The 26836-nt window shown below is 70.9% G+C and carries 24 protein-coding genes and 1 tRNA gene; 11 read left to right on the forward strand and 14 right to left on the reverse strand.

Features of this window, described 5'->3' with window-relative positions; genetic code table 11:
• Positions 1–11 precede the first annotated feature (11 nt).
• From ACWIGU_RS01925 to ACWIGU_RS01945, 5 genes are read right to left on the reverse strand one after another with little or no spacing between them, the layout of a single operon-like run.
• On the reverse strand, positions 12–1169 hold the full coding sequence (locus ACWIGU_RS01925; protein ID WP_454396394.1) for a thiolase: 1158 nt from the start codon (positions 1167–1169) through the stop codon (positions 12–14).
• Complete coding sequence (locus ACWIGU_RS01930; protein WP_454396395.1) at positions 1166–1558, reverse strand: Zn-ribbon domain-containing OB-fold protein; 393 nt, start codon at positions 1556–1558, stop codon at positions 1166–1168. Before ACWIGU_RS01930 ends, ACWIGU_RS01925 begins: the two co-directional genes overlap by 4 nt.
• The gene (locus tag ACWIGU_RS01935) at positions 1555–3708 is read right to left on the reverse strand and encodes an acetate--CoA ligase family protein (RefSeq protein WP_454396397.1); all 2154 of its coding nucleotides are present in this window, start codon (positions 3706–3708) and stop codon (positions 1555–1557) included. Before ACWIGU_RS01935 ends, ACWIGU_RS01930 begins: the two co-directional genes overlap by 4 nt.
• Complete coding sequence (locus ACWIGU_RS01940) at positions 3705–4853, reverse strand: acyl-CoA dehydrogenase family protein (protein ID WP_454396399.1); 1149 nt, start codon at positions 4851–4853, stop codon at positions 3705–3707. The genes ACWIGU_RS01935 and ACWIGU_RS01940 overlap by 4 nt, the downstream gene beginning before the upstream one ends.
• A gap of 47 nt (positions 4854–4900) precedes the next feature.
• On the reverse strand, positions 4901–6232 hold the full coding sequence (locus ACWIGU_RS01945) for an MFS transporter (RefSeq protein WP_454396400.1): 1332 nt from the start codon (positions 6230–6232) through the stop codon (positions 4901–4903).
• Between the two features lie 249 nt (positions 6233–6481).
• Here ACWIGU_RS01945 and ACWIGU_RS01950 point away from each other — a divergent pair, with 249 nt between their 5' ends.
• Positions 6482–7387, forward strand: a complete 906-nt coding sequence (locus tag ACWIGU_RS01950) for a LysR family transcriptional regulator (RefSeq protein ID WP_454396402.1) — start codon at positions 6482–6484, stop codon at positions 7385–7387.
• 29 nt (positions 7388–7416) lie between these two features.
• Here ACWIGU_RS01950 and ACWIGU_RS01955 read toward each other — a convergent pair whose 3' ends face one another.
• Together ACWIGU_RS01955 and ACWIGU_RS01960 are read right to left on the reverse strand one after the other, a co-directional pair.
• Positions 7417–8331 (reverse strand): HpcH/HpaI aldolase/citrate lyase family protein, encoded by a 915-nt coding sequence (locus ACWIGU_RS01955; protein WP_454396404.1) that lies wholly within the window; start codon positions 8329–8331, stop codon positions 7417–7419.
• Entirely contained in the window at positions 8328–9230 is a 903-nt protein-coding gene (locus tag ACWIGU_RS01960; protein ID WP_454396406.1) for an FAS1-like dehydratase domain-containing protein, read from the reverse strand. Before ACWIGU_RS01960 ends, ACWIGU_RS01955 begins: the two co-directional genes overlap by 4 nt.
• Before the next feature lie 146 nt (positions 9231–9376).
• Here ACWIGU_RS01960 and ACWIGU_RS01965 point away from each other — a divergent pair, with 146 nt between their 5' ends.
• The 5 genes from ACWIGU_RS01965 (at position 9377) to ACWIGU_RS01985 (ending at position 15470) form a co-directional block, all read left to right on the forward strand.
• Positions 9377–10582, forward strand: coding sequence for an RNA-guided endonuclease InsQ/TnpB family protein (locus tag ACWIGU_RS01965; protein ID WP_454397239.1), 1206 nt, complete (start codon positions 9377–9379; stop codon positions 10580–10582).
• 424 nt (positions 10583–11006) lie between these two features.
• The gene (locus ACWIGU_RS01970) at positions 11007–12230 is read left to right on the forward strand and encodes an MmgE/PrpD family protein (protein ID WP_454396407.1); all 1224 of its coding nucleotides are present in this window, start codon (positions 11007–11009) and stop codon (positions 12228–12230) included.
• Entirely contained in the window at positions 12227–13459 is a 1233-nt protein-coding gene (locus ACWIGU_RS01975; protein ID WP_454396409.1) for a CaiB/BaiF CoA transferase family protein, read from the forward strand. Before ACWIGU_RS01970 ends, ACWIGU_RS01975 begins: the two co-directional genes overlap by 4 nt.
• On the forward strand, positions 13456–14622 hold the full coding sequence (locus tag ACWIGU_RS01980) for an acyl-CoA dehydrogenase family protein (RefSeq protein ID WP_454396411.1): 1167 nt from the start codon (positions 13456–13458) through the stop codon (positions 14620–14622). Before ACWIGU_RS01975 ends, ACWIGU_RS01980 begins: the two co-directional genes overlap by 4 nt.
• A 104-nt stretch (positions 14623–14726) precedes the next feature.
• Positions 14727–15470 (forward strand): GntR family transcriptional regulator, encoded by a 744-nt coding sequence (locus ACWIGU_RS01985; RefSeq protein WP_454396413.1) that lies wholly within the window; start codon positions 14727–14729, stop codon positions 15468–15470.
• Between the two features lie 25 nt (positions 15471–15495).
• Here the strand turns inward: ACWIGU_RS01985 and ACWIGU_RS01990 are convergent, their stop codons facing one another.
• On the reverse strand, positions 15496–17463 hold the full coding sequence (locus ACWIGU_RS01990) for an oxidoreductase (protein WP_454396415.1): 1968 nt from the start codon (positions 17461–17463) through the stop codon (positions 15496–15498).
• A 62-nt stretch (positions 17464–17525) separates the two neighbouring features.
• Positions 17526–18134, reverse strand: a complete 609-nt coding sequence (locus ACWIGU_RS01995) for a TetR/AcrR family transcriptional regulator (RefSeq protein WP_454396417.1) — start codon at positions 18132–18134, stop codon at positions 17526–17528.
• A 190-nt stretch (positions 18135–18324) separates the two neighbouring features.
• Between ACWIGU_RS01995 and ACWIGU_RS02000 the strand changes: the two genes are divergently transcribed.
• Positions 18325–19791, forward strand: coding sequence for an APC family permease (locus ACWIGU_RS02000; protein ID WP_454396419.1), 1467 nt, complete (start codon positions 18325–18327; stop codon positions 19789–19791).
• Here ACWIGU_RS02000 and ACWIGU_RS02005 read toward each other — a convergent pair.
• The 4 genes from ACWIGU_RS02005 to ACWIGU_RS02020 form a co-directional block, all read right to left on the reverse strand.
• A complete protein-coding gene (locus ACWIGU_RS02005) occupies positions 19737–20465 on the reverse strand; it encodes a Mut7-C RNAse domain-containing protein (protein WP_454396421.1) in 729 nt (242 codons plus the stop codon). The two genes, ACWIGU_RS02000 and ACWIGU_RS02005, sit on opposite strands and share 55 nt — an antisense overlap.
• 73 nt (positions 20466–20538) lie before the next feature.
• On the reverse strand, positions 20539–21066 hold the full coding sequence (locus ACWIGU_RS02010) for a hypothetical protein (protein WP_454396423.1): 528 nt from the start codon (positions 21064–21066) through the stop codon (positions 20539–20541).
• A gap of 66 nt (positions 21067–21132) precedes the next feature.
• The gene (locus ACWIGU_RS02015) at positions 21133–21345 is read right to left on the reverse strand and encodes a DUF397 domain-containing protein (protein ID WP_454396425.1); all 213 of its coding nucleotides are present in this window, start codon (positions 21343–21345) and stop codon (positions 21133–21135) included.
• Complete coding sequence (locus ACWIGU_RS02020; RefSeq protein WP_454396427.1) at positions 21342–22166, reverse strand: helix-turn-helix domain-containing protein; 825 nt, start codon at positions 22164–22166, stop codon at positions 21342–21344. Before ACWIGU_RS02020 ends, ACWIGU_RS02015 begins: the two co-directional genes overlap by 4 nt.
• Before the next feature lie 169 nt (positions 22167–22335).
• Between ACWIGU_RS02020 and ACWIGU_RS02025 the strand changes: the two genes are divergently transcribed.
• From ACWIGU_RS02025 to ACWIGU_RS02035, 3 genes are all read left to right on the forward strand, one after another.
• Positions 22336–22800, forward strand: a complete 465-nt coding sequence (locus tag ACWIGU_RS02025; RefSeq protein ID WP_454396428.1) for an ATP-binding protein — start codon at positions 22336–22338, stop codon at positions 22798–22800.
• A gap of 52 nt (positions 22801–22852) precedes the next feature.
• Positions 22853–23053 carry a hypothetical protein gene (locus tag ACWIGU_RS02030; RefSeq protein WP_454396430.1) on the forward strand — a complete coding sequence of 67 codons (201 nt, stop codon included), beginning with the start codon at positions 22853–22855 and terminating at the stop codon, positions 23051–23053.
• Between the two features lie 343 nt (positions 23054–23396).
• Entirely contained in the window at positions 23397–24638 is a 1242-nt protein-coding gene (locus tag ACWIGU_RS02035) for an Ig-like domain-containing protein (RefSeq protein ID WP_454396431.1), read from the forward strand.
• Between the two features lie 578 nt (positions 24639–25216).
• Here ACWIGU_RS02035 and ACWIGU_RS02040 read toward each other — a convergent pair.
• A tRNA-Leu gene (locus ACWIGU_RS02040) sits at positions 25217–25304 on the reverse strand.
• Between the two features lie 143 nt (positions 25305–25447).
• On the opposite strand from ACWIGU_RS02040, the gene ACWIGU_RS02045 reads away from it, so the two are divergent.
• On the forward strand, positions 25448–26788 hold the full coding sequence (locus ACWIGU_RS02045) for a DUF2254 domain-containing protein (RefSeq protein ID WP_454396433.1): 1341 nt from the start codon (positions 25448–25450) through the stop codon (positions 26786–26788).
• Positions 26789–26836: the final 48 nt, after the last annotated feature.

Below are 26836 nucleotides of genomic sequence, written 5' to 3' on the forward strand. Positions count from 1 at the left end.
TGTCGGACGTGTCAGTCGAGGGTTTCGGCGGTGCCGAGCAGCGCGGTGACCTGGCTGGAGAGCACGCCTCCGTTGCCGTGGGCGAGGGCGACGCGGGCCCCGTCGACCTGGCGTTCGTCGCAGTCGCCTCGCAGTTGGCGTACGGCCTCGATGACGGTGAAGATGCCGTACATGCCCGGGTGGCCGTACGAGAGGCCGCCGCCGTTGGTGTTGACGGGGAGCCGGCCGCCGGGCGCGATGCCGCCGTCGGCGACGAAGGGACCGCCCTCTCCCTTGGTGCAGAACCCGAGGTCCTCCAGGAACAGGACGGGGTTGATGGTGAACGCGTCGTACAGCTCGACGACGTCGACGTCGCCCGGGGTGAGCCCCGCCATGTCGAAGGCGCGGCGTCCGGACTCGGTCGCCGCCGTCACGGTGAGGTCCGGCATGCGCGAGATGTTGCGGTGCCAGGTGGCCTCGCCCCCGCCGAGCAGATAGGCGGGCGTGGCGGCCAGGTCACAGGCCCGCTCGGCCGAGGTGACGACGAGGGCGCCGCCGCCGTCGGTGACGAGGCAGCAGTCGCGTACGGTCAGCGGGTCGCTGATCATGCGGGAGCCGAGGACGTCCTCGCGGGTGAGCGGCTTGCGTTCGAAGGCGGCCGGGTTGAGCTGCGCCCACGCCCGCGCCGCGACCGCCACATCGGCCAGCTGTTCCCGCGTCGTCCCGTACTCGTACATGTGCCGCGAGGTCGCGAGCGCGTACATGCTCAGCGGGTAGCGGGGGCCGTACGGCTCCTCGTACGGGTCCGGCCTGGTCGGGGAGACGAGGCGGCCGCCGTCGGAGCGCTGCGTGCTGCCGTACACGATCAGCGCGGTGGTGCACAGGCCCTGCTCGATCGCGGCGGCCGCGTGCAGGAGGTGGGAGACGAAGGAACTGCCGCCGATGTTGGTGCCGTCGAGGTGGCGGGGGCGGATGCCGAGGTACTCGGCGGTGTCCATGGCGGCCATCGGCAGGTACGACGAGGCGGTGAACAGTCCGTCGACCTCGGACTTGGCGATGCCCGCGTCGGCGAGAGCGCGGGCGGTGGCCTGGCCGACGAGGTCGAGGTGGGTGAGGCCGGGGGCGACCTCGCCGAGGTCGGACTCGGCCACGCCGACGACGGCGGCCCTGCCGCGCAGCGACTGTGTCATCGAGTGTCCTCCTTCGGCTCGAAGACGGCGGTGTCGCCGTCCGCTGTCGTACGGAACCGGACGCGGTCGCCGATCGCGACGTCCTGCGGAGCGGGCCCCTCGACTCGCGACATCATGCGGAAGCCGTCGTCGAGGTCGACGAGCACGACGTTGTGCGCGCCGTCGCGGCCGCGCACCACGGTGGTCGCGTACACGGTGCCGTCACCGGTGCTGCGTTCCCAGCTCAGCTTCTGCGTACCGCAGTCGGGGCAGAGGGTGCGGGGCGGGAAGACAGCGGACGCGCAGTGCGCGCAGCGCTGGTAGCGCAGTTCGCCGCGGCTGAGGCCGGCGCGATGGGCGAGGGCCGGGGACCGGTGTTCCGGTGACTCCAGGGGTTCCGGTGAGTTCATCGTGCGTCCTGTTCCGAAGGGGTACTCAGCAGGGCGAGGCAGTCCACGGCGACGGCGCCGTCGCCGGCCGCGCCGCACAGCAGCGGGTTCACGTCGAGTTCGAGGAGGTCGTCGGCGAGGTCGGTGGCGAGCCAGGACAGGCGGACGAGCGCGTCCGCCACGGCGTCGACGTCGCGCGCGGGCGCGCCGCGCACCCCGTCGAGGACCCGCGCCGCGCGCAGCGAGCGCAGCATGCGCACCGCCCCCGCGTGGTCGACGGGGGCCACGGCGACCTGGCTGTCGTCGAGTACGTCGACGAGGACACCGCCGAACCCGGCGACCACGACGGGCCCGAACGCGGCGTCACGCTGGATGCCGAGGATCAGCTCGGTGCGGTCGCCGCCCGCCATGCGCTGCACGAGGAGCCGCGCGTCGCCGACGTCCGCGCGGGCCGCAGCGGCGAGGATGTCCCGCGCGGCGTCACGCACGCCGTCCGGTGTGGTCAGGCCGAGCCGTACGCCGCCCATGTCGCTCTTGTGGGAGACGTCGGCCGACAGCAGCTTGACGGCCAGGGGCCCTTCGAGGTCCGCCGCCGCCCGTACGGCTTCCTCGGGGTCGCGCGCGGTGCGGGCTTGCGCGCAGCGCAGTCCGTAGGCGGCGATGAGCCGGGCGGACTCGTACTCGTCGAGCCTGGTGCGCCCCTGGGCGCGGGCCTCGTCGACGATCGCGCGGGCGGCCTGCGGGTCGGTGCCCGTGGGGCGTGCGCCCGTCGGAAGGGGCGGGCGGAGGCTGAAGTCGGCGAGGTGCCCGAGGGCCGCGGCGGCCCGGCCCGGGTCGCTGTAGCAGGGCACGCCCAGCTCGCGGAGCCGCTGCCGCGCCCTGCCGTTGCCGCCGGTCCAGACGACGACGAGCGGCTGGTCGGTGGAGCCGTGCGCCTTCGCGATGGCGTCGGTCAGCTCGTCGATGTCGCCGTCGGCGTTGCCGAGCAGCACGCCGATCATGTCGGTTCCGGGGTGTTCGAGGGCGACGTCGAGGGCGCGGCGCAGCATGTCGGGTTCGCTGACAAGGGCGGCGGTCAGGTCGACGGGGTTGCGGGGCGAGCCGAACGGGGGGATGACGCCTGCCATGCGTCGCTGCCACTGTTCGTCCCAGGTGTCGACGGCGATGCCGTGCGTGGCGGCCTCGTCGGCCATGAGGACTCCGGCGCCGCCCGACAGGGAGAGGGTGGTGAGGCGGCGGCCCCTGGTGCGGCGGCCGGTGGCGAAGATCTGGGCGGCGTCCAGCATGGGTTCGACGCCGCTCACGCGGGTGAGGCCGAACTGGCGTGCCGCGCCGTCGAAGACGCGGTCCTCGCCCGCCAGTGACGCAGTGTGCGACTGGGCGGCGCGGGCACCGGCGGCGGAGCGGCCCACCTTGACGGCGATGACGGGCTTGTCGGCCGCGTGCGCGGCGCGGGCCGCGTCGAGGAGCCCGGGGCCGTCGCTGACGCCTTCGAGGTAGGCGAGGAGGACCTTCGACTCGTCGGTCGCGGCGAACGCGCCGAGGAGTTCGGACACCGAGATGTCGACCTCGTTGCCGGTGTTGACGTAGTGGGCGAGGCCGATGCCGTACTGGCGGGCCTCGCTGAAGATGAACGAGCCGAAGGCGCCGCTCTGGCTGACGAACGCAACGGGGCCGGGGCGCAGTTCGATGTTCTCGTCGAGCGCCGACGTGAAGGTGGGCACCGCCCGGTCGTGGACGCTGATGAGGCCGAGGCAGTTGGGCCCGAGGACCCGGACGCCGCTCTCCTCCGCGGCGGCCTTCAACTCCCCTTGGAGCAGGGCACCTTGTTCGCCGGTCTCGGCGTAGCCGGCGGCCGCGACGATCGCCGCCTTGATGCCGCGCCGGCCGCACGCCCGGATGCCGTCGGCCGCGTGGGCGGCGTCGAGCATGACCATCGCGAGGTCGATGTCGCCGTCGATCGCGTCGAGGGTCGGGTGGGCGGGCAGGCCCTGGACGGTGGCGCGGCGGGAGTTCACGGGCAGGATGCGGCCCGCGTATCCGAAGCGCTTGAGGTAGTCGATGGGGCGTCCCGACAGCTTTCGTGCGTTGTCGGAGGCGCCGAGTACGGCGATCGAGCGGGGGTGGAGCAGGGTGTCGACGAGGTCCGTGCGGGACGGTCGCGCGCTCATGCCCTGGCCTCCCGCAGCAGCCCCTTGCCGATGATGAGTTTCTGGATCTCGCTGGTGCCCTCGTAGATGCGGAAGAGGCGCGCGTCACGGTAGAGGCGCTCGACGGTCGAGTCGCTCATGTAGCCGCTGCCGCCGTGCACCTGGACGGCGCGGTCGACGACCCGGCACACCATCTCGCTGCAGAACAGCTTGGCGCTGGAGGGCCCCATGCGGGTGTCGGTGCCCGCGTCGAACGCCTCGGCGGCGGCAAGCACCAGGGAGCGGCCCGCGAGGAGTTCGGCGTGCGACTCGGCGAGGAGCTCCTGGACGAGCTGGAAGCGGCCGATGGACTCGCCGCCCTGCTCGGCGGTGGCGGCGTAGCGCACGGCCTCGTCGAGTGCGCGGGCCGCGAGGCCGACGCACAGGGCCGCGATGTGCAGGCGGCCGCGCGTGAGGGAGGCCATCGCGGCGCGGAATCCGGTGCCGGGCTCGCCGCCCAGTACGGCGTCGGCGGGGACCCGCGCGTCGTCGAAGGAGACGGGTGCGGTGTGGGCGCCGCGCTGGCCCATCTTGCGGTCCGGCGGCCCGACCCGTACGCCCGGAGCCGTGCTCTCCACGAGGAAGGCGGAGATCCCGCGGTGGGCCTCGGCGTCGGGGTCGGTCCGCGCGAAGACGACGAACAGGTCGGCGTGGTCGGCGTTGGTGATGAACCGCTTGGCGCCGGACAGGACCCAGCTGTCGCCCTCGCGGACGGCCCGGGTGCGTACGCCGCTGGGGTCCGATCCCGCGCCGTCCTCGGTGAGGGCGAACGAGGCGACGGCGGAACCGGCAGCGAGCGCGGGCAGCCAGCGCTTCTGCTGCTCGGGCGTGCCGAAGTTCACCAGAGCTTTGCCCGCGATGCCGTTGTTGGTGCCGAGCATGGAGCGGAACGCCGGTGTGGTCCAGCCGAGTTCGATGGCCAGGCGCACGTCCTGGCGCATGTCGAGACCGAGCCCGCCGTACTCCTCGGGCAGCGCCCAGCCGAACAGGCCCATGTCGGCGGCGCCGCGCCGCAGCCGCTCGGGTATGGCGTCGCTCTGCTCGATCTCCTCCTCCAGCGGCACGACTTCACCGCGGACGAAGTCCTTCACGGTGCGCAGGATGTCCTCGAAGACATCGGAGTCCATGCTGTCTCCCTTGTGTCGGGGTGTGCGTTTCACTACTTGACTGATCGTCAGAGCGCGGCCGGCTGTTGCGTCGCGTCCGTCGCCGTGGTGTCCCGCTCCTCGGCGGCCGCGGTACGCGCGAGAAGGGCGCGGGCGCCGTAGAGCGAGAGCAGCACCATCAGGACGGCGAAGGCCACGACGGGGACGATCGACCCCGTGGCGGTGAGCAGTGCCTGCCCGATGAGGGGCGTGCCGCCGCCGAAGAGCATCCCGGCCGCGGAGTACGACACCGAGATGCCGGTGTAACGGACTCGGGCGGGGAACGCCTGGGCGAGCATGCCGGCGAGGAGGGCGTAGAACATGACGTGCGGCAGCGTCGCGATGACCATGCCGAGCAGGGTGAGGCCGAAGCTGCGGGTCGAGATCAGCCAGAACAGCACGGGCATGGCCGGGATCTCGAGGATCAGCAGGACGGTGACGACCTTGCGGGGGTTCCAGCGGCTGCCGAGGACGGCGCCGAAGGGCTGGGCGACGAACTGCGCGACCGTGGCAAGCAGGATGATCGTGAGCATGCTGTCGCGGGACATGCCGAGGTCGTTGGTGGCCCAGGACAGGGCGAAGGTGTTCTTGAGGTACGAGGCGACGTACGCGATGACGGAGGCGGCGAGCCCGAGCGCGACCGTCATCTTGTGGGTGCGCAGGAGCTCGACGAGGGGCAGCCGTGCGACCTGTTCCGTCTGCTTGAGCCGCAGCAGTTCGGGGGATTCCTGGATGCGCATGCGCACGATCAGACCGACGATCACGAGCAGCGCGGAGGCGAGGAAGGGCAGGCGCCAGCCCCATGTCACGAAGGTGGCGTCGGGGAGCTGCGAGACGGCGGTGAAGGCGAGGACGGCGAGGATCTGGCCGGTGGGCGAGCCCTGCTGGGCGAAGGCGCCGAAGAGGAACCCGCGGCGCCGCTCGGTGTGTTCGGTCGCGATGAGGACGGCTCCGCCCCATTCGCCGCCCACGGCGACGCCCTGCACGACGCGCAGCAGGACGAGCAGGACCGGGGCCAGGACGCCGACGGTGTCGTACGTGGGCAGCAGGCCCATGCCCGCGGTGGCGACGCCCATGAGGAGAAGGGTCGCGATGAGCGTGTTCTTACGGCCGATGCGGTCGCCCAGGTGCCCGAAGACAATGCTGCCGAGGGGGCGGGCGACGAAGCCGATCCAGAACGTCGCGAAGGAAGCGAGGACGCCGACGGCGGGTGACGCCTCGGGGAAGAAGAGTTTCCCGAGAACAATCGCCGAAGCGGTCCCGAATATGTAGAAGTCGTACCACTCGATGGTAGTTCCGATGAATGCGGCAATTCCCGCTCGCCGCCCCATCTTCTCGTCTGCGACGAGTTTGCGTATCACCCTTGCCACACTCCTTCGGGAGGCAATTCGGATTCATCGAAAGCCCGTCTCACGTGGGTAGTTGGGCTACTGACGCGCTTATTGAATTCCGGCTCAGTGTGGCCGTTCCCGCGTCTGGTGACATTTACCGTACCACTGGGTGTGTGATGCAACTAACACATTGTTGGCCATCGATTTATTCGCCGGGGCGACATAATCTCGACACGCCGGAACGAAACGGCTTCCGGCGGAGGTGGAGGGTGGAAGGGCATGGAACTGCGCCGTCTGCAGGCTTTCGTCGCGGTCGCCGAGGAGCTCAGCTTCAGCCGGGCCGCGGCCCGGCTGCACATGTCGCAGCCGCCGCTCTCGCAGCAGATCAAGCGTCTTGAGCAGGACGTCGGCGTCGAGCTGCTGCACCGCACCACCCGCAGCGTCGAACTCACGGCCGCCGGGGCGGCGTTTCTCACCGGGGTACGGTCCGCGCTCGACTCCCTGGAGGCGGCGAAGCTCGCGGCGCACCGCGCGGCGGAGGGCGTCACCGGGGTGGTGCGGCTGGCGTTCAGCGGCCCCACGTCGTACCGCGAACTCCTCGCCATTGCCCGCGAGTTCAGGCGTCGGCATCCCACTGTCAGGCTCGACATCGTCGGCCCCTACTACGGTGGCGAGCTGGCCGAGCGCCTGCACCTGCGGGAGGCGGACGCGGGTCTGGTGCGGCTCCCGCTGCCGGACACCCGGCTGCGCGTGCGGGAGCTGCTGCGGCACCCGCTGGTCGCGGCCGTTCCCTCCGAACACCCGCTCGCCGCACGGGAGTCGCTGACCCTCGCCGATCTGCGGGACATGCCCTTCGTCAGCTATCCCGCCGGCCGGGGCTCGATCGTGCGGGACCTGGTGCTGTCGGCGTTCCTGGCGCAGGGCACGACCCCGCGCATCGTCCAGGAAGCGCCCGACACGCACACCCTTCTCTCCCTGGTGGGGGCGAGCGTCGGCATCGGGCTCACTCCGGACTCCGCCGGGCATCTGGCGGTGCCGGGGGTGACACTGGTCCCGGTCCTCGACGCGCCGGCTCTCCCGCTCGGCCTCGCCTGGCGGGCGGACGACACCGATCCGGCGTTGGCGGCGCTCGTCGACCTGGTCGACGGGTTCGCCGACGGGCTCCGGGAACTGCCGGCGACGTGACATCGCCGGGCGTCCCCTGATCCTCCGCCCTACACCGTCTCGCCCGCAGGGCCGGTGGTGAGCTCCGCCCCGAGCAGCCGCCGCGCCCGCTCCCGCACCGGCCTGTCGACCATCACGCCGTCCACGGCCGACACCGCGTCGCCCGCGGCGAGCACCTTCCTGGCCCAGGCCAGCTCCTCGTCCGAGGGCGCGAACCCCTCGGCCACCGCCGGGATTTGCCTCGGATGGATGCACAGTTTGCCTCCGAAGCCGAGCCGTCGGGCGTGGTGGACGTCCTGCGCGAGGGCGTCGGCGTCGTCGAGCGCGGTGGTGACGCCGTCCAACGGGGGCGCGACACCGGCGGCGGCGCTCGCCATGACCAGCCGGGACCGCGCGTACGCCAGCGCCAGGGTGTCGTCGTGGCGCACGCCCAGCTCGGTGGCGAGGTCGACGCTGCCGAAGGCCGCGCGGACGACGCCGGGCGCGCGGCACACGTCGAGGGCGCGCTCGATTCCGGCCGCCGTCTCGACGAGCGGGATCACGGCGCAGATCTCCGCGATCCGTGCGATCACGTCGGGGTCCTCGGCCTTGGGCAGCATCACCGGACAGCCGAACGCGGTGACAAGGTCCAGGTCGGCGTCCCACCAGGGAGTGCCCGGCGCGTTGATCCGCACCACCGCGTCCCCGCCCCGTGCGAGCCAGTAGGCGGCGTGCCGACGGGCCGCGCCCTTGCCGTCGGGCGCGACGGCGTCCTCCAGGTCGATGATCACGGCGTCGGCCCCGGCCGCTGCGGCTTTCTCGAACCGGTCCGGACGGTGCCCCGGGACGAAGAACAGGGTGCGGGCGGCGGCGAGGCGGGTGCGGGCCCGGCCGGGGCGTGCGCGGCCGGCGAGTTCGGGACGCGCAGGTTCGGCGCCCGCAGGTTCGGCGCCCGCAGCGTCGGCACTCAAGGGCTCGGCGCTCACTTGAAAGTCACCTCCGCCGTCGCATGCCGCTCGTCGCGGCGCGTGGCGATCCGCAGCCCGGCCGATCCTCCGTCGTCCGCCACGTCGCCGAGCGCACACACCTGCTCGCCCGCGAACACGGGCTTGCGGAGCCGGTAGGAGAGCGTACGGATCTCACGCTCCGGGGCCTCGCGGCGGGCGAGTTCCAGCATCAGCTGGACGAGGAGCGGCCCGTGGACGACGAGCCCCGGGTAGCCCTCGACGTCGCGTACGTACGGCTCGTCGTAGTGAATCCGGTGGGCGTTCGCGGTCAGCGCGCTGTAGCGGAACAGCAGGGTCGGCGAGGGGCGCAGGATCAACTGCCAGCCGGCGTCGGACGGCCCGGCCTCACCGAGGTCGAGGCCGAAGCCCTCGCTCCGCCGCTCGTCCTCTCCGACGCGGTAGACGAGGTCCTGCTCCTCGGTGACCCTGATCTTCCCTTCCTGCACGAATTCGTGACGGACCGTCACGAAGGCCATCTCGCCGGTGCGGCCACGCTTGATCTCGACCTTGGCGAGGGAACTCGTACGCTGGGCGGGCACGCCCACGCGCAGCGGCGCGGTGAACTCGGCGCGGCCGCCGGCGAACATGCGCCTGCGGTCCGGCAGGGGCGGCAGGAAGTGGCCGTGCGCGGGGTGACCGTCGGCCCCCAGCTCCCGCTGTGCGGGCCATTCGAGGAAGTGCAGCCAGTGCCACAGCGGCGGCAGCGGCTCCCTCTCGCCAGCCACGGCCGCCTCCTGGTCGAGGACCTGACTCAGCGCGGCCACGGGCGCGGCGGCGACGGGATCGTCGAGGCTCACGGGCGCCGGGGACCAGGCGTCCAGATGACGCGCGAGCGCGAACTCGCCCTGGGGTGCGTCTGATGGGGGCATCGCGCTCATCGGGTTCCTCCATGGATGCTCCGCCCTTCAGGGCGGAGAGGAAACGGACTCCTTCGGGGCAGTGCAGGGGGCTGTGATGCGCCGCCGGGGCGGATCGCAGCGCTGTGACCCGCAGATTTGGCTTTAAACCACAGCCGCATTAGCTTCTGAGAGTGACCGCGACGTGCGTGAAGCGGGCGTTCAAGTACCGCTTCTGTCCGACCGATGCGCAGGCGGCCGAGCTGTCGCGCACGTTCGGCTGCGTGCGCAAGGTCTACAACCTCGCGCTGGTCGCCCGCACCGAAGCGTGGACGCGGCAGGAGCGGGTCAACTACAACGCCACCTCGGCGATGCTGACCGCGTGGAAGAGGACCGAGGAACTGGCGTTCCTCAACGACGTGTCGTCGGTGCCGTTGCAGCAGACGTTGCGGCACTTGCAGACGGCGTTCACCGACTTCTTCGCCAAGCGGGCCAAGTATCCACGCTTCAAGTCGCGCAAGAAGTCCCGCAAGTCCGCCGAGTACACCACCAGCGGGTTCCGCTTCCGTGACGGCCGCCTGACACTGGCGAAGATGAGTGAACCGCTCGACATCGTGTGGTCGCGCCCGCTCCCCCCGGGAGCGAAGCCGTCCACGGTGACCGTTTCGCAGGACGCGGCGGGACGCTGGTTCGTCTCCCTGCTGTGCGAGGACCCCTCCGTGTCGCCGCTGCCGGCATCCGATCAGGCAGTCGGCATCGACGTGGGCCTCGACCATCTCCTGACCTTGTCCACCGGCGAGAAGATCGCCAACCCCCGGCACGAACGCAAGGACCGCGCCCGCCTGGCCAAGGTCCAGCAAAGCCTTTCCCGAAAGGCCAAGGGTGACGGCGCCAACCGGGTCAAGGCCAGGCGAAAGGTCTCCAGGATCCACGCCCGCATCGCCGACCGGCGCCGCGACCACCTGCACAAACTGACCACTCGGCTCGTGCGTGAAAACCAAACGCTCGTGATCGAGGACCTGACCGTACGCAACATGGTCAAGAACCGGAGCCTTGCCCGCGCCATCAGCGACGCCGGGTGGTCGGACTTCCGGAGCCTGCTGGAGTACAAGGCCGCCTGGTACGGGCGGGAAGTGATCGCTGTCGACCGCTTCTTCCCCTCCTCCAAGCTGTGCTCCCACTGCGGCACCCTCGCAAAGAAGATGCCGCTGCACGTTCGAACCTGGACCTGTGACACCTGCGGAACGACCCACGACCGGGACACGAACGCAGCGAACAACCTGCTGGCCGCCGGACTGGCGGTGACAGCCTGTGGAGCTGGTGTAAGACCTCAACGGAGAACTCCGAGCGGGCAGTCGGCGAAGAAGCAGGAAACCCCACGGCGCGAGCCGTAGGAACCCCCCTCGTTCACGAGGGGGAGGAAGTCAATCTCCGATGCGTTGCGTTTCGTTCGTCGTCGTACGCGAGCGTGTTCAGGTCGCGAAACATGGCACCGACGGTGAGCGACACCCTCCGGTGCAGGGCGCCATTCCGGACGCCGCTCAGCACGGCGAGCTGGGAATGCGCGTCTCCCATGCGGAACCTCCGGGGAGCCGGCAGCAGGGCCGGGGGATCGATGGCATTGATGCGGCCACCTCAATGGCAGGTTGCGCCGTACAAACTTCGACCCAGCGTCCGCGTCGAACGGCGCCCAGTCAACCCCTGGGGAAGAAGCCCCAGGCAAAAGCCCTGAATCGCCCTTCCGTGGTGCCATTGACGCCCTCAGCATTTGGCCGTACAAAGTAACCACGTAGTGCAGGACAGGTACGAAGGGAAGCCATGCCGGCCATCGCGGAATCGCTCGCCGAGTGGGCGTACGGATACGAACCCGACGCCGAGGACCTGGCGCTCGCCCGCCGCTCCCTCCTGGACACGGTCGCGGTCACGCTCGCCGCGCGCGACCACCCGGTGAGCGCCCTGGCCGCCGAGCTGCCGGACGCGGCGCGCTGGGCCGCGGTCGGGCACGTCCTGGACTTCGACGACCTGCACATCGAGTCCACGACGCACATCAGCGTGGTGATCGTCCCCGCGGTCCTCGCGGCGGGCGGCGACGCGCGCGCCTACCTGGCCGGGGCCGGCGTGATGGCCCGGCTCGGCACGCTGCTCGGCTGGTCCCACTACGCAGCGGGCTGGCACGCCACGTGTACGGCGGGCGCCCCCGCGGCCGCCGTCGCGGCGGGCGTCGCCCGGGGCCTCAGGCCCGAGCGGCTGGCGACGGCCATGGCGCTCGCGGTGCCCGGCGCGAGCGGGGTCCAGGCAGCGTTCGGCACGCACAGCAAGTCGCTCCAGGTCGGCTTCGCGGCGGAAGCGGGGGTGCGGGCGGCGCGCCTCGCCCGGGCAGGCGCCACGGCCGACCCGCGGGCGGTCGACGCGTGGCTGAAGCTGGTGGGCGCTCAGGGGGCGGACGGCACCGAGGGAGGGGCGCCCTGGACCGGCGGCCCCGCCGTTCCCGGTGGCCTCGCCATCAAGATGTTCCCTTGCTGCTACGCGATGCAGCGCCCGATCGCCGCGCTGCGCGACCTGCGCGCCGGGTGCGGCCCCGACGACGTCACGGCCGTGCGCGTCACCACTCCGGGTGCCACGATCCACCCCCTCATCCACGACCGTCCGAAGACAGGTCTCGAAGGCAAGTTCAGCCTCCCGTACGCGGTGGCGACGGCCCTGCTCGACGGGTTCCCCGGCTTCGGCGCCTTCACGGACGAGGCCGTGGGCCGGCCCGAGGCCCGGCGCCTGATGGCCACGGTCGGGACGGAGCGTACGGAGGGCGGTGCCGGGCTCCTCGACGGCGACGTCGACCTCGCGGTGACGCTCACCGACGGCCGGGTCCTGCGGTCCGCCCTCGCCCATCCCCCGGGTTCTCCCCAACGCCCGCCCACAGATGGGGAGCTGGCGGAGAAGTTCGCCGCGTGCGGCAGCGACGTACCGGCTCTCCTCAAGGACACGACCTGGGAGTCGGCCCGCGCCCTGCTCCTGACCGAACTTCCCGGGAAGGCCCTCGCATGACCGATCCGCTCCCCCTCGAAGGCATCACGGTCGTCAGCCTGGAACAGGCCGTCGCCGCGCCCTTCGCCACCCGCCAGCTCGCCGACCTCGGCGCCCGCGTCATCAAGGTCGAGCGCCCCGGCGGAGGCGACTTCGCCCGCCGCTACGACACCACCGTGCACGGACAGGCCAGCTACTTCGTGTGGCTCAACCGCTCCAAGGAGTCCCTCACCCTGGACCTCAAGTCGCAGGAGGGCCGGGACATCCTGGAGGAACTCCTCGCGGACGCCGACGTGTTCGTCCAGAATCTCGCCCCGGGCGCCGCCGACCGGATGGACCTCGGCCCCGCCGCGCTCCAGGCCCGACACCCCCGCCTGATCCCCTGCACCATCAGCGGGTACGGCACCAGCGGATCCTGGTCGCAGCGCAAGGCGTACGACCTGCTCGTGCAGTGCCAGACGGGACTGCTCTCCATCACGGGCTCGCCCGACGAGCCCGCCCGCGTGGGCATCTCCGTCGCCGACATCTCGGCGGGCATGTACGCGTACAGCGGCGTACTCACCGCCCTCTACACGCGGGCCACCACCGGACGCGCGCCCGCCGTCGAGGTCTCCCTCTTCGAGGCGCTCGCCGAGTGGATGAGCCAGCCCGCCTACTACACGCGCTACGGCGGTACGCAGCCGCCGCGCATCGGCGCCCAGCACGCCACGATCGCGCCCTACGGCCCGTTCACCGCCTCCGACGGGAAGGAGGTGCTGCTCTCCATCCAGAACGAGCGCGAGTGGCAGGCACTGTGCTCCACGGTCCTCGGCCGTCCCGAACTCACCGACGACCCCCGCATGGCCACCGGAGCCGACCGCGTCGCCCACCGCGACGAGGTCAACGCGGCCGTCTCCGCGCGCTTCGCCGAGCTCGGCAGCGAGGACGCCATGGCGCTCCTCGACAAGGCCGGTATCGCCAACGCTGGTGTGAACTCCATCGCCGAGTTCCTCGCCCACCCGGCCCTCGCCGAGCGAGACCGGTGGCGCGACATCGCGGTGCCGGGCGCGCAGGGACCCGTACAGGCACTGCTTCCCCCGGCGGACCTCTCCGGCGTCACCCCCCGGATGGACCCCGTCCCCGCCGCGGGAGAGCACACCGAACAGATCCTCGGCGGCCTCGGCCGCAGCGCCGCCGACATCGAGCGGCTGCGCGCGCAGGGTGTCATCGACACCCCGCACGACCACGATCAAGGAGCGTCCGCGAAGTGAGCACCCTCGACACCCTCTCCTCCGACGAACAGCTGATCGTCGAGACCGTGCGGAACTTCGTGGACCGCGAAGTCAAGCCGGTCGTAAGGGAGTTGGAGCACACCAACACCTACCCTGAGGCGCTCATCGAGCAGATGAAGGACCTCGGCATCTTCGGCCTCGCGATCCCCGAGGAGTACGGCGGCACGCCCGTCTCCACGCCCTGCTACGTACTGATCACGGAGGAGCTGGCGCGCGGCTGGATGAGCCTCGCGGGCGCCATGGGCGGCCACACCGTCGTCTCCAAGCTGCTGCTGCACTTCGGCACCGACGAGCAGAAGAACCGCTACCTGCCGAAGATGGCGACCGGCGAGATCCGCTCGACGATGGCCCTCACCGAGCCGGGCGGCGGCTCCGACCTCCAGGCGATGCGCACGGTCGCGCGGCGCGACGGGGACGCGTACGTCGTCAACGGCGGCAAGACCTGGATCACCAACTCCCGCCGCTCGCAGCTGATCGCGCTGCTGTGCAAGACGGACCCGGCGGCCGAGCCGAAGCACCGCGGCATCTCCATCCTGCTCGCCGAGCACGGCCCGGGGCTCACCGTCTCGCGCGACCTGCCGAAGCTCGGCTACAAGGGCGTCGAGAGCTGCGAGCTGACCTTCGAGGACTACCGCGTCCCGGCCGGCGCGCTGCTCGGCGGCGTCGAGGGCAAGGGCTTCGGGCAGATGATGAAGGGCCTGGAGACGGGTCGCCTCCAGGTCGCCTCGCGCGCGCTCGGGGTCGGCAGGGCCGCGTTCGAGGACGCGCTGCGCTACGCGCAGGAGCGCGAGACGTTCGGCGAGCCCATCTACAAGCACCAGTCGATCGGCAACTACCTTGCCGACATGGCGACTTCGCTCACCGCGGCACGCCAGCTCACCCTGTACGCCGCCCGCGAGGCGGACGCGGGCCGCCGCGTCGACATGGAGGCGGGCATGGCCAAACTCTTCGCGTCGGAGACGGCCATGGAGATCGCCCTGAACGCGGTCCGCATCCACGGCGGCTACGGCTACTCGACCGAGTTCGACGTCGAGCGCTACTTCCGCGACGCGCCCCTGATGATCGTCGGCGAGGGCACCAACGAGATCCAGCGGGGCGTCATCGTGCGCCAGCTGGTCTCCCGGGGCGGCCTGGACGTCTGACCTGCGCACCGTCTTGTACGGCCATTAGACTCACGGCACAGGCAGGGCGGTGAACGGCAGACATGACGCGTACGACACGCACAGAGCGGACGAGGGGGACACGGATGGCGGCCCCCGGGCGTGACAGCGCCTATGTACGCCTCGCGCGCGAGCTGCGCGAGGCGATCCTGCGGCACGACTACCCCGAGGGGGTGCGGCTGCCCACCGAGGCGGAGCTCGCCGCCTCGCACGGGATCAGCCGGCAGACCGTGCGGCGCGCCTTCCAGGACCTGGTCACCGAGGGCCTGGTGCACCGGGTCCCGGGGCGCGGCACGTTCGCGGCGCCCCGCGAGGAGCAGTATCTGCGGCAGTTCGGCTCGGTCGAGGACCTCATGGCGCTGTCCCTCGACACGACGATGCGCCTCGTGTCGCCGCTGCGCCGCCGGGTCGACGTCGACGCGGCGGGCAGGCTGCGCGTGGCCTCCGACCGCGTGGACCACCTCTCGTTCCTGCGGCTGCACGAGGACACCCCGTTCTGCCTGACGACGGTGCATCTGCCGCCGGACGTGGGCGCGCTCGTCGCGGACCGCCCGGAGCTGACGGAGGCGGGCACGGACAGCCGCGTCACCGTCATCGGCCTCCTCGACGGCCGGCTGCCCGAGCCGATCGCGGAGGCGGAGCAGTCCGTCACGGTCGCCCTCGCCTCGGCCGAGGTGGCGGCGCACCTGGACTGCCCGCCGCAGCATCCGCTGCTCCGCATCGACCGCCTCTACCTGTCGGCGTCGGGCCGCCCGGTCGAGCTGGCCGTGAGCCACTTCCTTCCGGAGCACTACTCGTACCGGGTGCGGCTGCGCCGCCATCCGCGCTGAGCTCCCGCCGGGGTCCAGGCGTTTCTCAGAGCGACGACGCCACCGTCAGCCCCTCCAGCACCGCTTCCTCCACGGTCCGCGGTGACACGCAGTCCCCCGCCATCAAGACCTCGCCCACCCGTCCTCGCGCCAGACCCGCGAGCTCGCCCACGGGGTCGTGCCCCTGGGCGAGGACGAGGGCCGCGACCCCTTCGATGATCACCGGCTCCTCGGTGAGGGTGTGCTGGAAGTACGCCGTATCGGCGTCGGCGCCGTACGGGCGCACCGTCGGCACGGTCTCGACCCCGGCCCGCGCGGCCTCCGCGAGCATGGACGCGCGTACGTACTGCTGAAGATGCTCACCGGCACCGAAGCCGGTCGTACACAGCGTCACTTTCCGTCCCTGGCCCGCGAGTTGGACGGCCACGCCGATACCGATCCAGTCGCCGCGCCAGTCCGCGACGACGATCCGGCCCTTGGGTACGTCGGCGGTGCCGCGGACGACGTCCCAGGCGTCCAGGACGACGGGGTCGTCGAGGAGTTCGAGCGCGGGCCGGCGCGGGACCGCTCCGGTCGCGACGATGAGCGCGTCCGCCTGTTCACGGTCGAGGAGTTCGGCGTCGACGCGGGACCCGGTGACGATCCTCGCCCCGGCCCGCCGCGCCTCGCCCTCCAGGTTCGTGATCGCGCCACCGAACTCCGCGCGGCCCGGCAGGAGTTGGGCGAGCAGCACCTGTCCGCCGACGCGCCGTCCCGCCTCGTGCAGGGTGACGTCGTGCCCACGGGACGCGGCCACGGCGGCGGCCTTCAGCCCGGCGGGACCGCCACCGGCGATGAGGACCTTCCGGCGCCTGGTGGGCAGGGGCAGCCCCGCGAAGCGGCGCTCCCTGCCGGTCTCGGGGTGCTGGATGCAGGAGATCGGACAGCCGCGCTGGAAGTGGCCGATGCAGGCCTGGTTGCAGCCGATGCAGGCCCGGATCTCCTCCGTCCGGCCGTCGCTCGCCTTGCCCGGCATGTCGGGGTCGCAGATCAGGGCGCGGGTCATGGCGCAGGCGTCGGCCTGGCCCTCCTTGATGATCTGCTCGGCCTCCTGGGGCTGGTTGACGCGCCCGGCGACCATGACCGGCACGGCGACCGCAGCCCGCACGCGCGCCGCGAGCGGGGCGGTGTATCCGGCGGGCTGGGTCATCGGCGGCGCGATGTGCACGGCGCCGGAGATCGTCGCCGACGACCCGGCGCAGACGCTCACGTAGTCGACGAGACCCTCGCGGTCCAGCCGCCCGGCAGTCTCGACGGCGAGCTCGGCGGTGAGGCCGTCATGGCTCAACTCGTCGCCGGAGATGCGCAGTCCGGCCACGAACCCGGGCCCGGTGTGCGCCCGTACCGACGCGAGGGCCTCGCGCAGGAACCGCAGCCGGCCGTCCGCGTCACCCCCGTACCCGTCCGTGCGCATGTTGACCTGCGGGTTGAGGAACTGGGCCGGGAGGTAGCCGTGGCTGGCGACGACCTCCACGCCGTCGAGCCCGGCGGCGCGCAGCCGGCGCGCGGCCTCTCCGTACCCGTCGACGACGTCACGTATCTCGCTCTCGGTCATGGCGCGCGGCATCACGTGGAAGCGCTCGCTGGGCGTCGCCGACGCCGACCAGGCGACCGGTGCGGAGCCGTCACGCGACTCGAGGATCTCGCGCCCGGGGTGGAAGAGCTGCCCGAAGACTTTGGCGCCGTGCCGGTGCGCGGCCTCGGCGAGCCGCCGGTACCCCTCGACACACGAGTCGTCCGTGGCCATCAGCACATGCGTCGTGTACCGCGCCGTTTCGTGAACTCCCGCCACCTGCACGACGATGAGCCCGACGCCGCCCTCTGCCCGCGCCTCGTGGTAGGCGACCAGTTCGTCGGTGACCTGCCCGCCCTCGACGAGGACCGTGTCATGGCCGGAGGACAGGACGCGGTTCTTCAGGGTCACGCCGCCGATGGCGAGCGGGCTGAACAGGTGCGGGAATGCGGTCGACGTCATGGCGCGGGTGCCTCCTGTGAACTATGGCTCATATCAGGTGAGTTGAGAGGAAGAGGAACAGCTCAGTCACGTACGCCGAGGACCGAGCCGGCGGTGGCGAGGATGACGGCGGCGTAGCCCTCCGCCCCCATGCCGCTGCCCGACGCCACGGCCATGTCGCAGCCGTCGACGGCGGCCAGCACGGACCGCACGGCGACGTCGGTGGGCACCAGGGGCGCGAACTTCCCTGCCTCGACGCCGGATTCGACGATGCCGAGGACGAGCTCGCGCCAGTCCTCGTGGGCGCGGCGCACCCCGTCACGCAGCTCGGGCCTGCGGGCGGCGCTCGCGCAGAACTCGGTCCAGGTCGCGCACCGGCGCTGGAGGTCGGGGTCGTCGGCCAGTTCGCGGACGAGGAGTTCGAAGCGGCGCCACGGGTCGGGCTCGGCGGACGCGCCCTTGCGCCAGCGGGCGATGAGTTCGCCGATCGACCACTCGAAGGCCTCGCGGAACAGCAGGTCGCGGGTGTCGAAGTAGTGCTGGAGCAGCCCGATGGACACGCCGGCGCCGCGCGCCACGTCCCTCATACGCGCCGCGTCGAAGCCGCGTTCGGCCATCACCAGGGCGGCCGATCGCAGGATCCGCTCGCGCTGCGCCTCGCCCGCGTCGCCACCGTTCCGCTTCTCCCCCATGCCCGCCCCTCGCTCCGTGTCGGTCACTCCGGAGCCGGTCGCCCCGACCCCCTGGAATTGGCCACTGCCGAACCTCTGTCCCGGCCAACAATAACGAATTATTGTGACCGCCGACACACCCCGGCGGCACCCACTTCTCGCCGCTCGGAACCTTCTCCCGTCAGTCCCCCGACCGAGACAGGTGGCCCCCTTGAGCCAACAGCTGCGCAAGTCCCTGACCTGGCGCGACGGCCTCGCCATCGCCATGGTGATCCCCAACGGCCTGCTCCTGACGGTGGGTTACACCGTGGGCGCGATCGGAGGCTGGACGGCGATCACCATCTGGTGCGTCGGGGCGCTCGTCGCGTTCGCGCAGAACATGCTGTTCGCCGAGACCGCCGCGATGTTCCCCGGCATGTCCGGCGGCATCAGCAGGTACGCCACCGAGGGCTGGAAGCGCTACTTCGCCCCGCTGGGCGCCGTGGCGTCGTACGGCTACTGGATCGGCTGGTCGTTCAGCATCGCGGTCAACGGCGCGGCGATCGGCCACCTCATCACCGCCCAGTGGTTCCCGCACGCACCGTCGCTCCCGTTCCCCGGCCACCGCATCGGTCTTCCGGAAGCGCTCGCGGTCCTTGCGATCGCCGGCGGCTGGGCCTGCAACTACTTCGGCGCGCGGCTGGCGGCGAGCGTCTCCAAGGCCGTCGCGGCCCTGGTGATGTGCGGCCTCGCGGTGATCGTCATAGCCCCGTTCCTGCGCCCGGGCAGCTGGGACGCGTCACGTCTGACCTGGTACCACGGCGGCAGTTGGATGACGCTGATCGTGTGGTTCTACGTCACGGCCTGGACGACGTACGGCACGGAGATCTGCGCGTCGTTCGCCCCCGAGTACCGCGACACGGCGCGCGACACGGCGAAGGCGCTGCGGCTGACGTCCCTCATCTCGCTCGGCGTCTTCTTCGTCGTCCCGCTCGCCACGGTCGGCAGTGTCGGCGAGGAGACGCTGCGCTCGGACCCGGTCGGCGCGTTCGCCACCGCGTTCACCCAGGCGCTCGGCGGCTTCTCCGACGTCGGCGTCCTCATCCTGATCATCTCGATGTTCTTCGGCATGGTGTCGTGCACGGCCGACGGGGGCCGGGCGCTGTACGGCCTGGCGCGCGAGGGCATGACCGTACGGCAGCTCGACAAGGTGAACCGCTGGGGTGTGCCGGGCCGCGCCCTCACCCTGGACGCGCTCGTCAACGCGGCGATCGTGGTCCTGCTCGGCGAGCCGCTGAGCATCCTCATCGCCAGCAACTTCGGCTATCTGGTGGCCATGACGCTCGCCGTCGCCGGCTTCCTGCTCCTGCGCAAGGACCGCCCCGACTGGCCCCGCCCGATCCGCCGCGCCCGCGCCTGGATCCCGATGGCCTGTGTCCTCGTGGTGTTCAACGTCGTGATCGTCTCGGTGGGTGTCACCCACCCGTCCCTCGCGGGCTACGGCGGCGCCACGGAGTCCTTCCTCGCGGTCGGCATCCTGCTGATCTCGGTGGTGCTGTACGCGTACCGAAGGGTGGTCCAGGACGGGCAGCGCATCGCCTGGCGCATCGAACCGCCCCTGATGCCGCAGGACGAAGCGGCCCCTCAGCCCCCGAACTCGGCGACCGCCCGCCCCACGATCCGCTCCAACCGGTCGTGATGGGCACCCCGCCAGTACACGCGCTCACACGCGCCGCACTGGGCGAACACGTCGTACGTCCCGCGCGTCCCGCCCTCAAGGAGGTCGGCGACGTCTTCCTTACGGGCTTCCTTCAGCAGGCCGTTGCAGGCGGTGCACCGCGTCCAGGGGCGCAGCTCGGGCGTGAACCGGCCGAGCACGTCGCGTAGTTGCTCGTCGGGCCGGTCGCTGTAGACGTACGCGCCGGCCCACAGCTCACGCCGCCGCAGCAGTCCCCGGTCCCGGCTGAGCATGACGCGCCGCTCGGCGGCGGAGCGGGCCGCGAGCGCGGCGTCGCCGATGTCCGTGGACTCGTAAGCGGAGTCGACCCCGAGCAGCCTCAACCGCCGTGCCAGCGTGCCGAGATGGACGTCCAGCAGGAACCGCAGCGGCGCGCCCTCGACGCGCTGCGGCCGGACCACGGCCCGCACGTCGACCCGCTCCCCCGCCACCGGAATGTGCCCGACGGCCACCTCGCGCCCGTCCACGACCAGCGCCCCGACCTCGGTGAGCGGCACGCCGAGCGACTCGATCACGTGCCCCAGCGTGGACACACCGTCGGTGACGAGCGGGACGGCCGCGCCCCCGCGCCGCGCATGAGGAACGAAAAGCCCCAGCTCATCCGCAACAACGACGAAGATCTCCGGTCCGTTCATCGGGCCAGGATGCCATGCGGGCGGGGGCGGGGAGCTGAGGTTTTCGGGTGAGCGGAGGACGACTGGGGCCGTGTCAGCAGCCACGCCCCCGCGGCTCGAACTTCACGCGCGCGTGCTCGGCCTTGCCGTGCACCTCGCTGTACGTCGCGGGGCTGACGCGGAACCAGCGGTCGTCCTTCCGGGGCTTCCCGTTCACGTCGTCGAGCCGTACGCACCACCGCTCGGGCCGCACGACGCGGGTGTACCTCTCACTGCCCTTGCGGACCTTGTGGCACTGGTTGTAGCGCTCGGTGGTGTACCAGGTGCGGGTCCTCTTGCGCTTGCCACTGCCGCTGCGCGAGGTGTGCTTGACCTTCCGTGTCGCCGGGTCGCACTCCTTGACCATGTGCGCGCGGGTGCCCTTGACGGTCTTGCGCGGGAGATGCCGGACGGCGTCGTAGAGACCGCGCACCTGATCGGAGTGCTGCCGCGAGTACTCACCGCCCTGCCCCTTCCCCCCGGCGTGCCCGTCCCCCTTGCCCGCACCGCCCCCACACGCGCTCAGAACGGCCACGAGCACCAATGTCAGGCCGGAGAGTACCGGGCGCTGCTTCACGGACATGTCTCCTCTTCACGGGCCGGCACACCAGAGGTGTACACGTCATACATCGCGCCGCAGCGTATCCGATCAGGCGTCCGGGACCGGCAGGCGGGCGACGAACACCGCCCAGGCCGCCGGGGAGACAGCGACTCGCGGCCCCTCGTTGTCCTTGGAGTCCCGCACATGGACGTCGGCACCGTCGCTCGCCCCACGCCCATACGCGACCTCCACGCAGCTGTCGCCCTGAGAACCGCTGTAGCTGCTCTTGAACCAGTTCAGCCTGCCGCTGTCGCCACTCATAGCGCTCCTCGCATCCGCGTCAACAGGTCCGCCGAGTCCGCGGGGGACAGGGCCTGTGAGCGCATCTTGGCATAGCGCATCTGCATCAAGCTGACGTCTTTCGGGCCAGAGATCAGCTGCCCCGTCTGCTGCCCTTCCGCGTACCCCAACCACCGATTGTCCGGCGTCTCCAGCAGCTGCATCGGTCCATCAGCTCCCGCGTGGTGTGGCTGCCGCAAAGGCATGATCTGCACCTCGACGTTCCACAACTCCCCACAGGCGATGAGGTGTTCAAGTAGTTCACGTGTGACGTCCTCCCCGCCCGTGTCCCGGAGCAGCACCGCCTCCTCGACGATGAAACTGAACGCGACGGGCGGTGTGCGGGTGAGCAGCTTCTGCCGCTCCAGGCGGGCGGCGATCCGCTCGCCGACCTGCTCGGGCGTGGGCGGCGGCGGAACGCTCAGCATGACCGATCGGGCGTAGGCCTCGGTCTGTAACAGCCCCGGCACCACGCGGCACTCGTACGTGCACAGCCCGACGGATGTCGCCTCCAACTGCGCCCACAGCCGGAACCAGGCTGCCAGGCCGGGCTGCCGCGCGACATGCCGTGCCGCCGCCTTCAGCACGCCGAACGCGTCGAGCGCCTCCTCGGCGCGTTCCACGAAGTCGGTCGGCGGCAGGCGGCGCCCCTGCTCGATCGAGCCCACGAAGTGGGGCGAGTATCTGACCATCGGGGCCAGTTGCTCCTGGGTGAGCGCGGCACGCTCACGGAAGACCTTCAGGATCGCGCCGAAGGCCTTCAGACTGTCGGACGGTTCGGGTTCGGTGCTGTTGTTCGCCATGGGCGACCCCCTTGTCGCGCGTCTCACGCCTGCCGCACCCGACTCGGGCACGCAACGCGACCATGCTCACGGTCGGTTACGCGTACTGTCCAGAGCGTGAGCTCGTACGCTGCGCTCCGTACGAGCTGCTTATGTAGCGTGACCTGCGCGAACTCGCCACCGTGGACGCATGACAACTCCCCCGGCGCCCCCGGCACCGACTACCGTACGTGTGTTCTCGCAGCGCCTCAGCTCCACCAGACGCGGCGCCCGCCTGGCTCGGCTGCTCTCGGTCGAGCAGCTCTGCACGTGGGGCATCGCCTACGACAGCGAGCTGTCGGCGTCCGCCGCGCTGGTCGTCGCGGAACTCGCCACGAACGCCATCACCCATGGACGCGTTCCGGGCCGGGACTTCGAGCTGCGGCTGACGCTGGAAGGTGACGTACTGACGGTCGCGATCTCGGACGCCCGAGGCGAGCGACTACCGCGCCCCGCAGAGACGCCACACGACGAGGCGATCACGGGACGTGGCCTGCGCCTGGTCGAGGCGCTGGCCACACGCTGGGGCACGGCACCTCGCGTACAGGCAGGCAAGACGGTGTGGGCGGAGCTGGTGCGGCCCGCATGCGCTGCCGAGTCAGCAGGCAGAACATAGGGGAAGAGGCCGCGACACGAGCGCTACCCACAAGCCGACGGACCTGCGCGCCATGCGACTTCAGACACGTGGCCGTCTGAACCTGCGCGGCGCCCGCATACCCGGCCAGCTCAACCTCGCGTATGCGGATCCGGCCCACCCCGAGGGGATGGCTCTGCGAGCCAGCAACGCGACGATCGGCGAGCTGTGGTTGCGCAGCGCCCACCCCGTCCGGGGAGCGGTCAACCTCCGCGGCGCCCGACTCGATGCTTGACCTACGGCACCCTCACCCCGCACGAAAAGCGCCTTCTCCCCCACGGGCTGGCACCAGGCCCTTTCCTCCATCTTGATCACCACCGGCCGGATCCTCGCCACGACGGTCGCCGCGGGCATCACCCGCATGGTAAGCCGCCAGTAGCCGGCAGGACTCGAACCTTCAGCCATGCGGGCTGTCCGGCCGTCCGACAGAGCCTCGACAGCACTCTCGCGACGCGTTGAATTCGCCACAATTTGCCCACTTCAGAGCGAATAGCTGCATAAATGGTCCTTCAGGGCTCGTTACACCTCTCCGGTAACCAGCTCCAGGGATTCAACGACCAGTGGCAAGGGAGAAGCGTTTGATCACGGCACGTAAGCGACGCACCGCTCTGGTGGCTCCGGCCGGCGTACTCGGCGGCGTACTCGCACTCACGGCCCTCGGCGGCACCAGCAACGCTGCCACCAGCGGAAACGACCATGGGAACCACTCGCAAGCGCGGGCGGGGGGAGATCACACCGGCGCCCAGGACGCTTCCGACGCCCGAATAAAGATCACCCCTGGGCAAGGTGTCCACAACGTCGGGATCAACGACCCCGTCAAGGTCACCGTCAGTCACGGCAAGCTCACCAAGGTGGTGATGACCGCCGTCGCGAGCGGTACCGAGGTTCAGGGCACCCTGTCCCCGGACGGCACGTCCTGGCAACCGGACGCACCTCTGGTGCGGGCCACCAAGTATCAGGTCGCCGCGGAGGCCGACGACGCCAAGGGGCGCTCCGCCACCGAGAACGCCACGATCACCACGGCCTCCCCTGCCAACGACTTCATCGGGCACCTCTCCCCCGAGAGCGGCTCGACCGTCGGCGTGGGCATGCCGGTGACGGTCAGCTTCGACAAGGCGATCAGCGACAAGGCCGCCATGGCGTCGAAGATCCAGGTGAGCTCAAGCAGCGGCCAGCACGTCGTCGGCCACTGGCTCAACAACAGCCGCCTCGACTTCCGCCCACAGAACTACTGGCAGGCCGGCTCCACCGTCACCGTCAAGCTCACCTCCCACGGCGTCCAGGAGACGGTCACGTTCAAGGTCGGCCGGAGCCAGATCAGCACGGTCGACGCCAAGACGAAGCAGATGACCGTCGTACGGGACGGCAAGACGATCAGGACCATCCCGATCTCGTCCGGCAGCGCCGAGCACCCGACGTACAACGGCCAGATGGTCATCTCCGAGAAGTACCGGAAGATCCACATGAACGGTACGAGCGTCGGCTTCACGGAGAAGGACGGCAAGCCCTCGTACGACATCAAGGCCGTCCCGCACGCCATGCGCCTGACCGACTCGGGCACGTTCATCCACGGCAACTACTGGGGTGCCGACTCGGTCTTCGGCAAGGTCAACACCAGCCACGGCTGTGTGGGCCTGAAGGACTCCAGGGACGGCGGTGACGGTACGCAGCCCGCCGCGTGGTTCTTCGACCACTCGATGACCGGTGACGTCGTGATCATCAAGAACTCGGCGGACAAGACCAAGCTGGCACCGGACAACGGCCTCAGCGACTGGAACATGTCGTGGAGCGAGTGGGTCGCGGGGAGCGCGACCAGCTGACACCACGTCACTCTGCACGCATCTGAACCTGAATCCCTCCCGCCGGGCGGCGGCCGACACCACGTCGGCCGCCGCCTGCGGCGTCAGGGCTCTCGAACAGCCCTCGCCCCAGGGAGTCCTTGCACATCGTCAATGCTCCGCTTGCCCGCCTGCCGTCTCACGGGGGGGTCCGTAGGTCTCCAGCAATGGCGGCAGCCCAGGCCGCCGCACCCACGCCGATCCCTTGAACGCCACCGGAGCGAAGTCACCCAACCCGCACTGGGCCGACACACTCAGCACAGTGCGGGAGAGCGAGAATCTGGCCCCGCTGCCGGACGCGTTCATCATCGAGCGGGGGGACGCCGGCCTCATGACCTCGCCGAGTTCCCTAGCACGGCGTCGACCAGCATCCAGTCGATGGAGCGCTCGACGAGTCACAGGCGGTCCGCGCATGGGTCTCGCTCCTTGACGAGCTCGGCGCGAGCGGCTGTGGTTCCCACCCTTCCGGCAGGACGGCCAGCCACACCCGAGCCCGAGCTGCCTCCCGCAGCACCACAGTCCTGGAAAGCAAAAAACCCCTGATGATCAGGGGTCTCAGCTGGTGTCCGAGGGGGGACTTGAACCCCCACGCCCGATAAAGGGCACTAGCACCTCAAGCTAGCGCGTCTGCCATTCCGCCACCCGGACTAGGTGTTTGCCGCCCGGCCGGGGTGTTCCCCCGCGGCGACATGGATAACAATACCAAAGCCTCGGAGCGCCTTTCACCTGCGTTTCCGTCCCTTCGGCGGCACCTGCGGGAGGTCGGGAGCGGGGCCGCCTACAGTCTCACCATGAGTAGTCAGTCCGTCACCGGGACGACCTATCGACGGGTGCGACGGCCGCGGGCCTTGTCGCCGCTGCGGGAGCATCTTCGGGACACCTTCTGGTTCGCGCCGACCGGGGCCATGGTCGGGATCGTCGTCGTGTGGTTCCTGGCCAGTGAGCTGGACACCGCCATCGTCGACGCCCTCCGCAAGGCCGGCGAGTACGACGGCATCTCCCAGCTCCAGAGCATCGCCGACGACGCCCAGACCGTCGTGAGCACCATCAGCGCCGCGATGATGACCTTCATCGGTGTCGTCTTCAGCATCTCGCTCGTGGCGCTCCAGATGGCGAGCGGGCAGCTCAGCCCCCGCGTGGTGCGGATCTTCATCCGGAGCCGGATCACGAAGGTCACGTTCGCCGTCTTCCTCGCGACGTTCCTGCTGTCGCTGCTGGTGCTGACCTCGTACGAGAGCGAGCCGGACCCGAAGCTCGTCACGTCCGTGCCCGTCGTGCAGTCCGTGCTCACCCTCTTCATGGTCGGGCTCAGCCTGCTGCTATTCGTGATGTACGTGAACACGACGCTGCGGATGATGCGCGTGGGCTACGTGATCGACCGGGTGACGGCGGAGGCATTCAAGGTCGTGGCCCGGATGCCGGTGGACGTCAGGGGTGCCGGCGCTGTGGACGAGCTGGGGCCCGAGACCGGGCGCGTCGTTCACCAGGGGCGGGCCGGTGTGCTGCGTGACGTCAATATCGCCCGGCTCGTCCGCGCCGCCCGGCACCGGCCCGGCGTCACCCTGCGGCTCCTCTCCCGCACCGGCGACTTCGTGGTGCCCGGCACGCCCGTCCTGGCCGTGCACGGCGGGCCCCCGCCGGCCCTGCGGGCGCTGCGTTACACCGTCCACGTCGGCGTCGAGCGCGCCTTCCACCAGGATCTCGGGTTCGGGCTGCGGCAGCTCGCCGACATCGCGCTGCGCGCTCTCTCCCCCGCCGTGAACGATCCGACGACCGCCGTGCAGGCCCTCGACCGGATCGTTCAGTTCCTCGCCGCCGTGGCGAACCGGCCGCTCGACTCGTTGCGGTACCCGGACCGGCGCGGCACGGTGCGGCTGGTGCAGCCGCTTCCCGGGTGGCAGGAGCTTGTCGATCTCGGGTTCTCGGAGATCCGGGGGTGTGCGGCCGGCAGTCCTCAGGTGTCGCGGCGCATGCTGGCCGGGCTCGACGATCTGCTGCTGCTCGCGCCCGAGGAGCGACGCGAGCCTCTGCTGCGGCACCGGGAGCTGCTGACCGCGGCCGTGGAGCGGGCCGTGCCCGAGTCCGCCGACCGCGCTTTCGCGCTCCGGCCCGACCGGGCGGGAATCGGATAGGCATCGGGCAGGGACCGGGGCAATGGCACCGCGCCGGCAGCGCAGCCC

The organism is Streptomyces sp. NPDC055400, assembly GCF_053644375.1.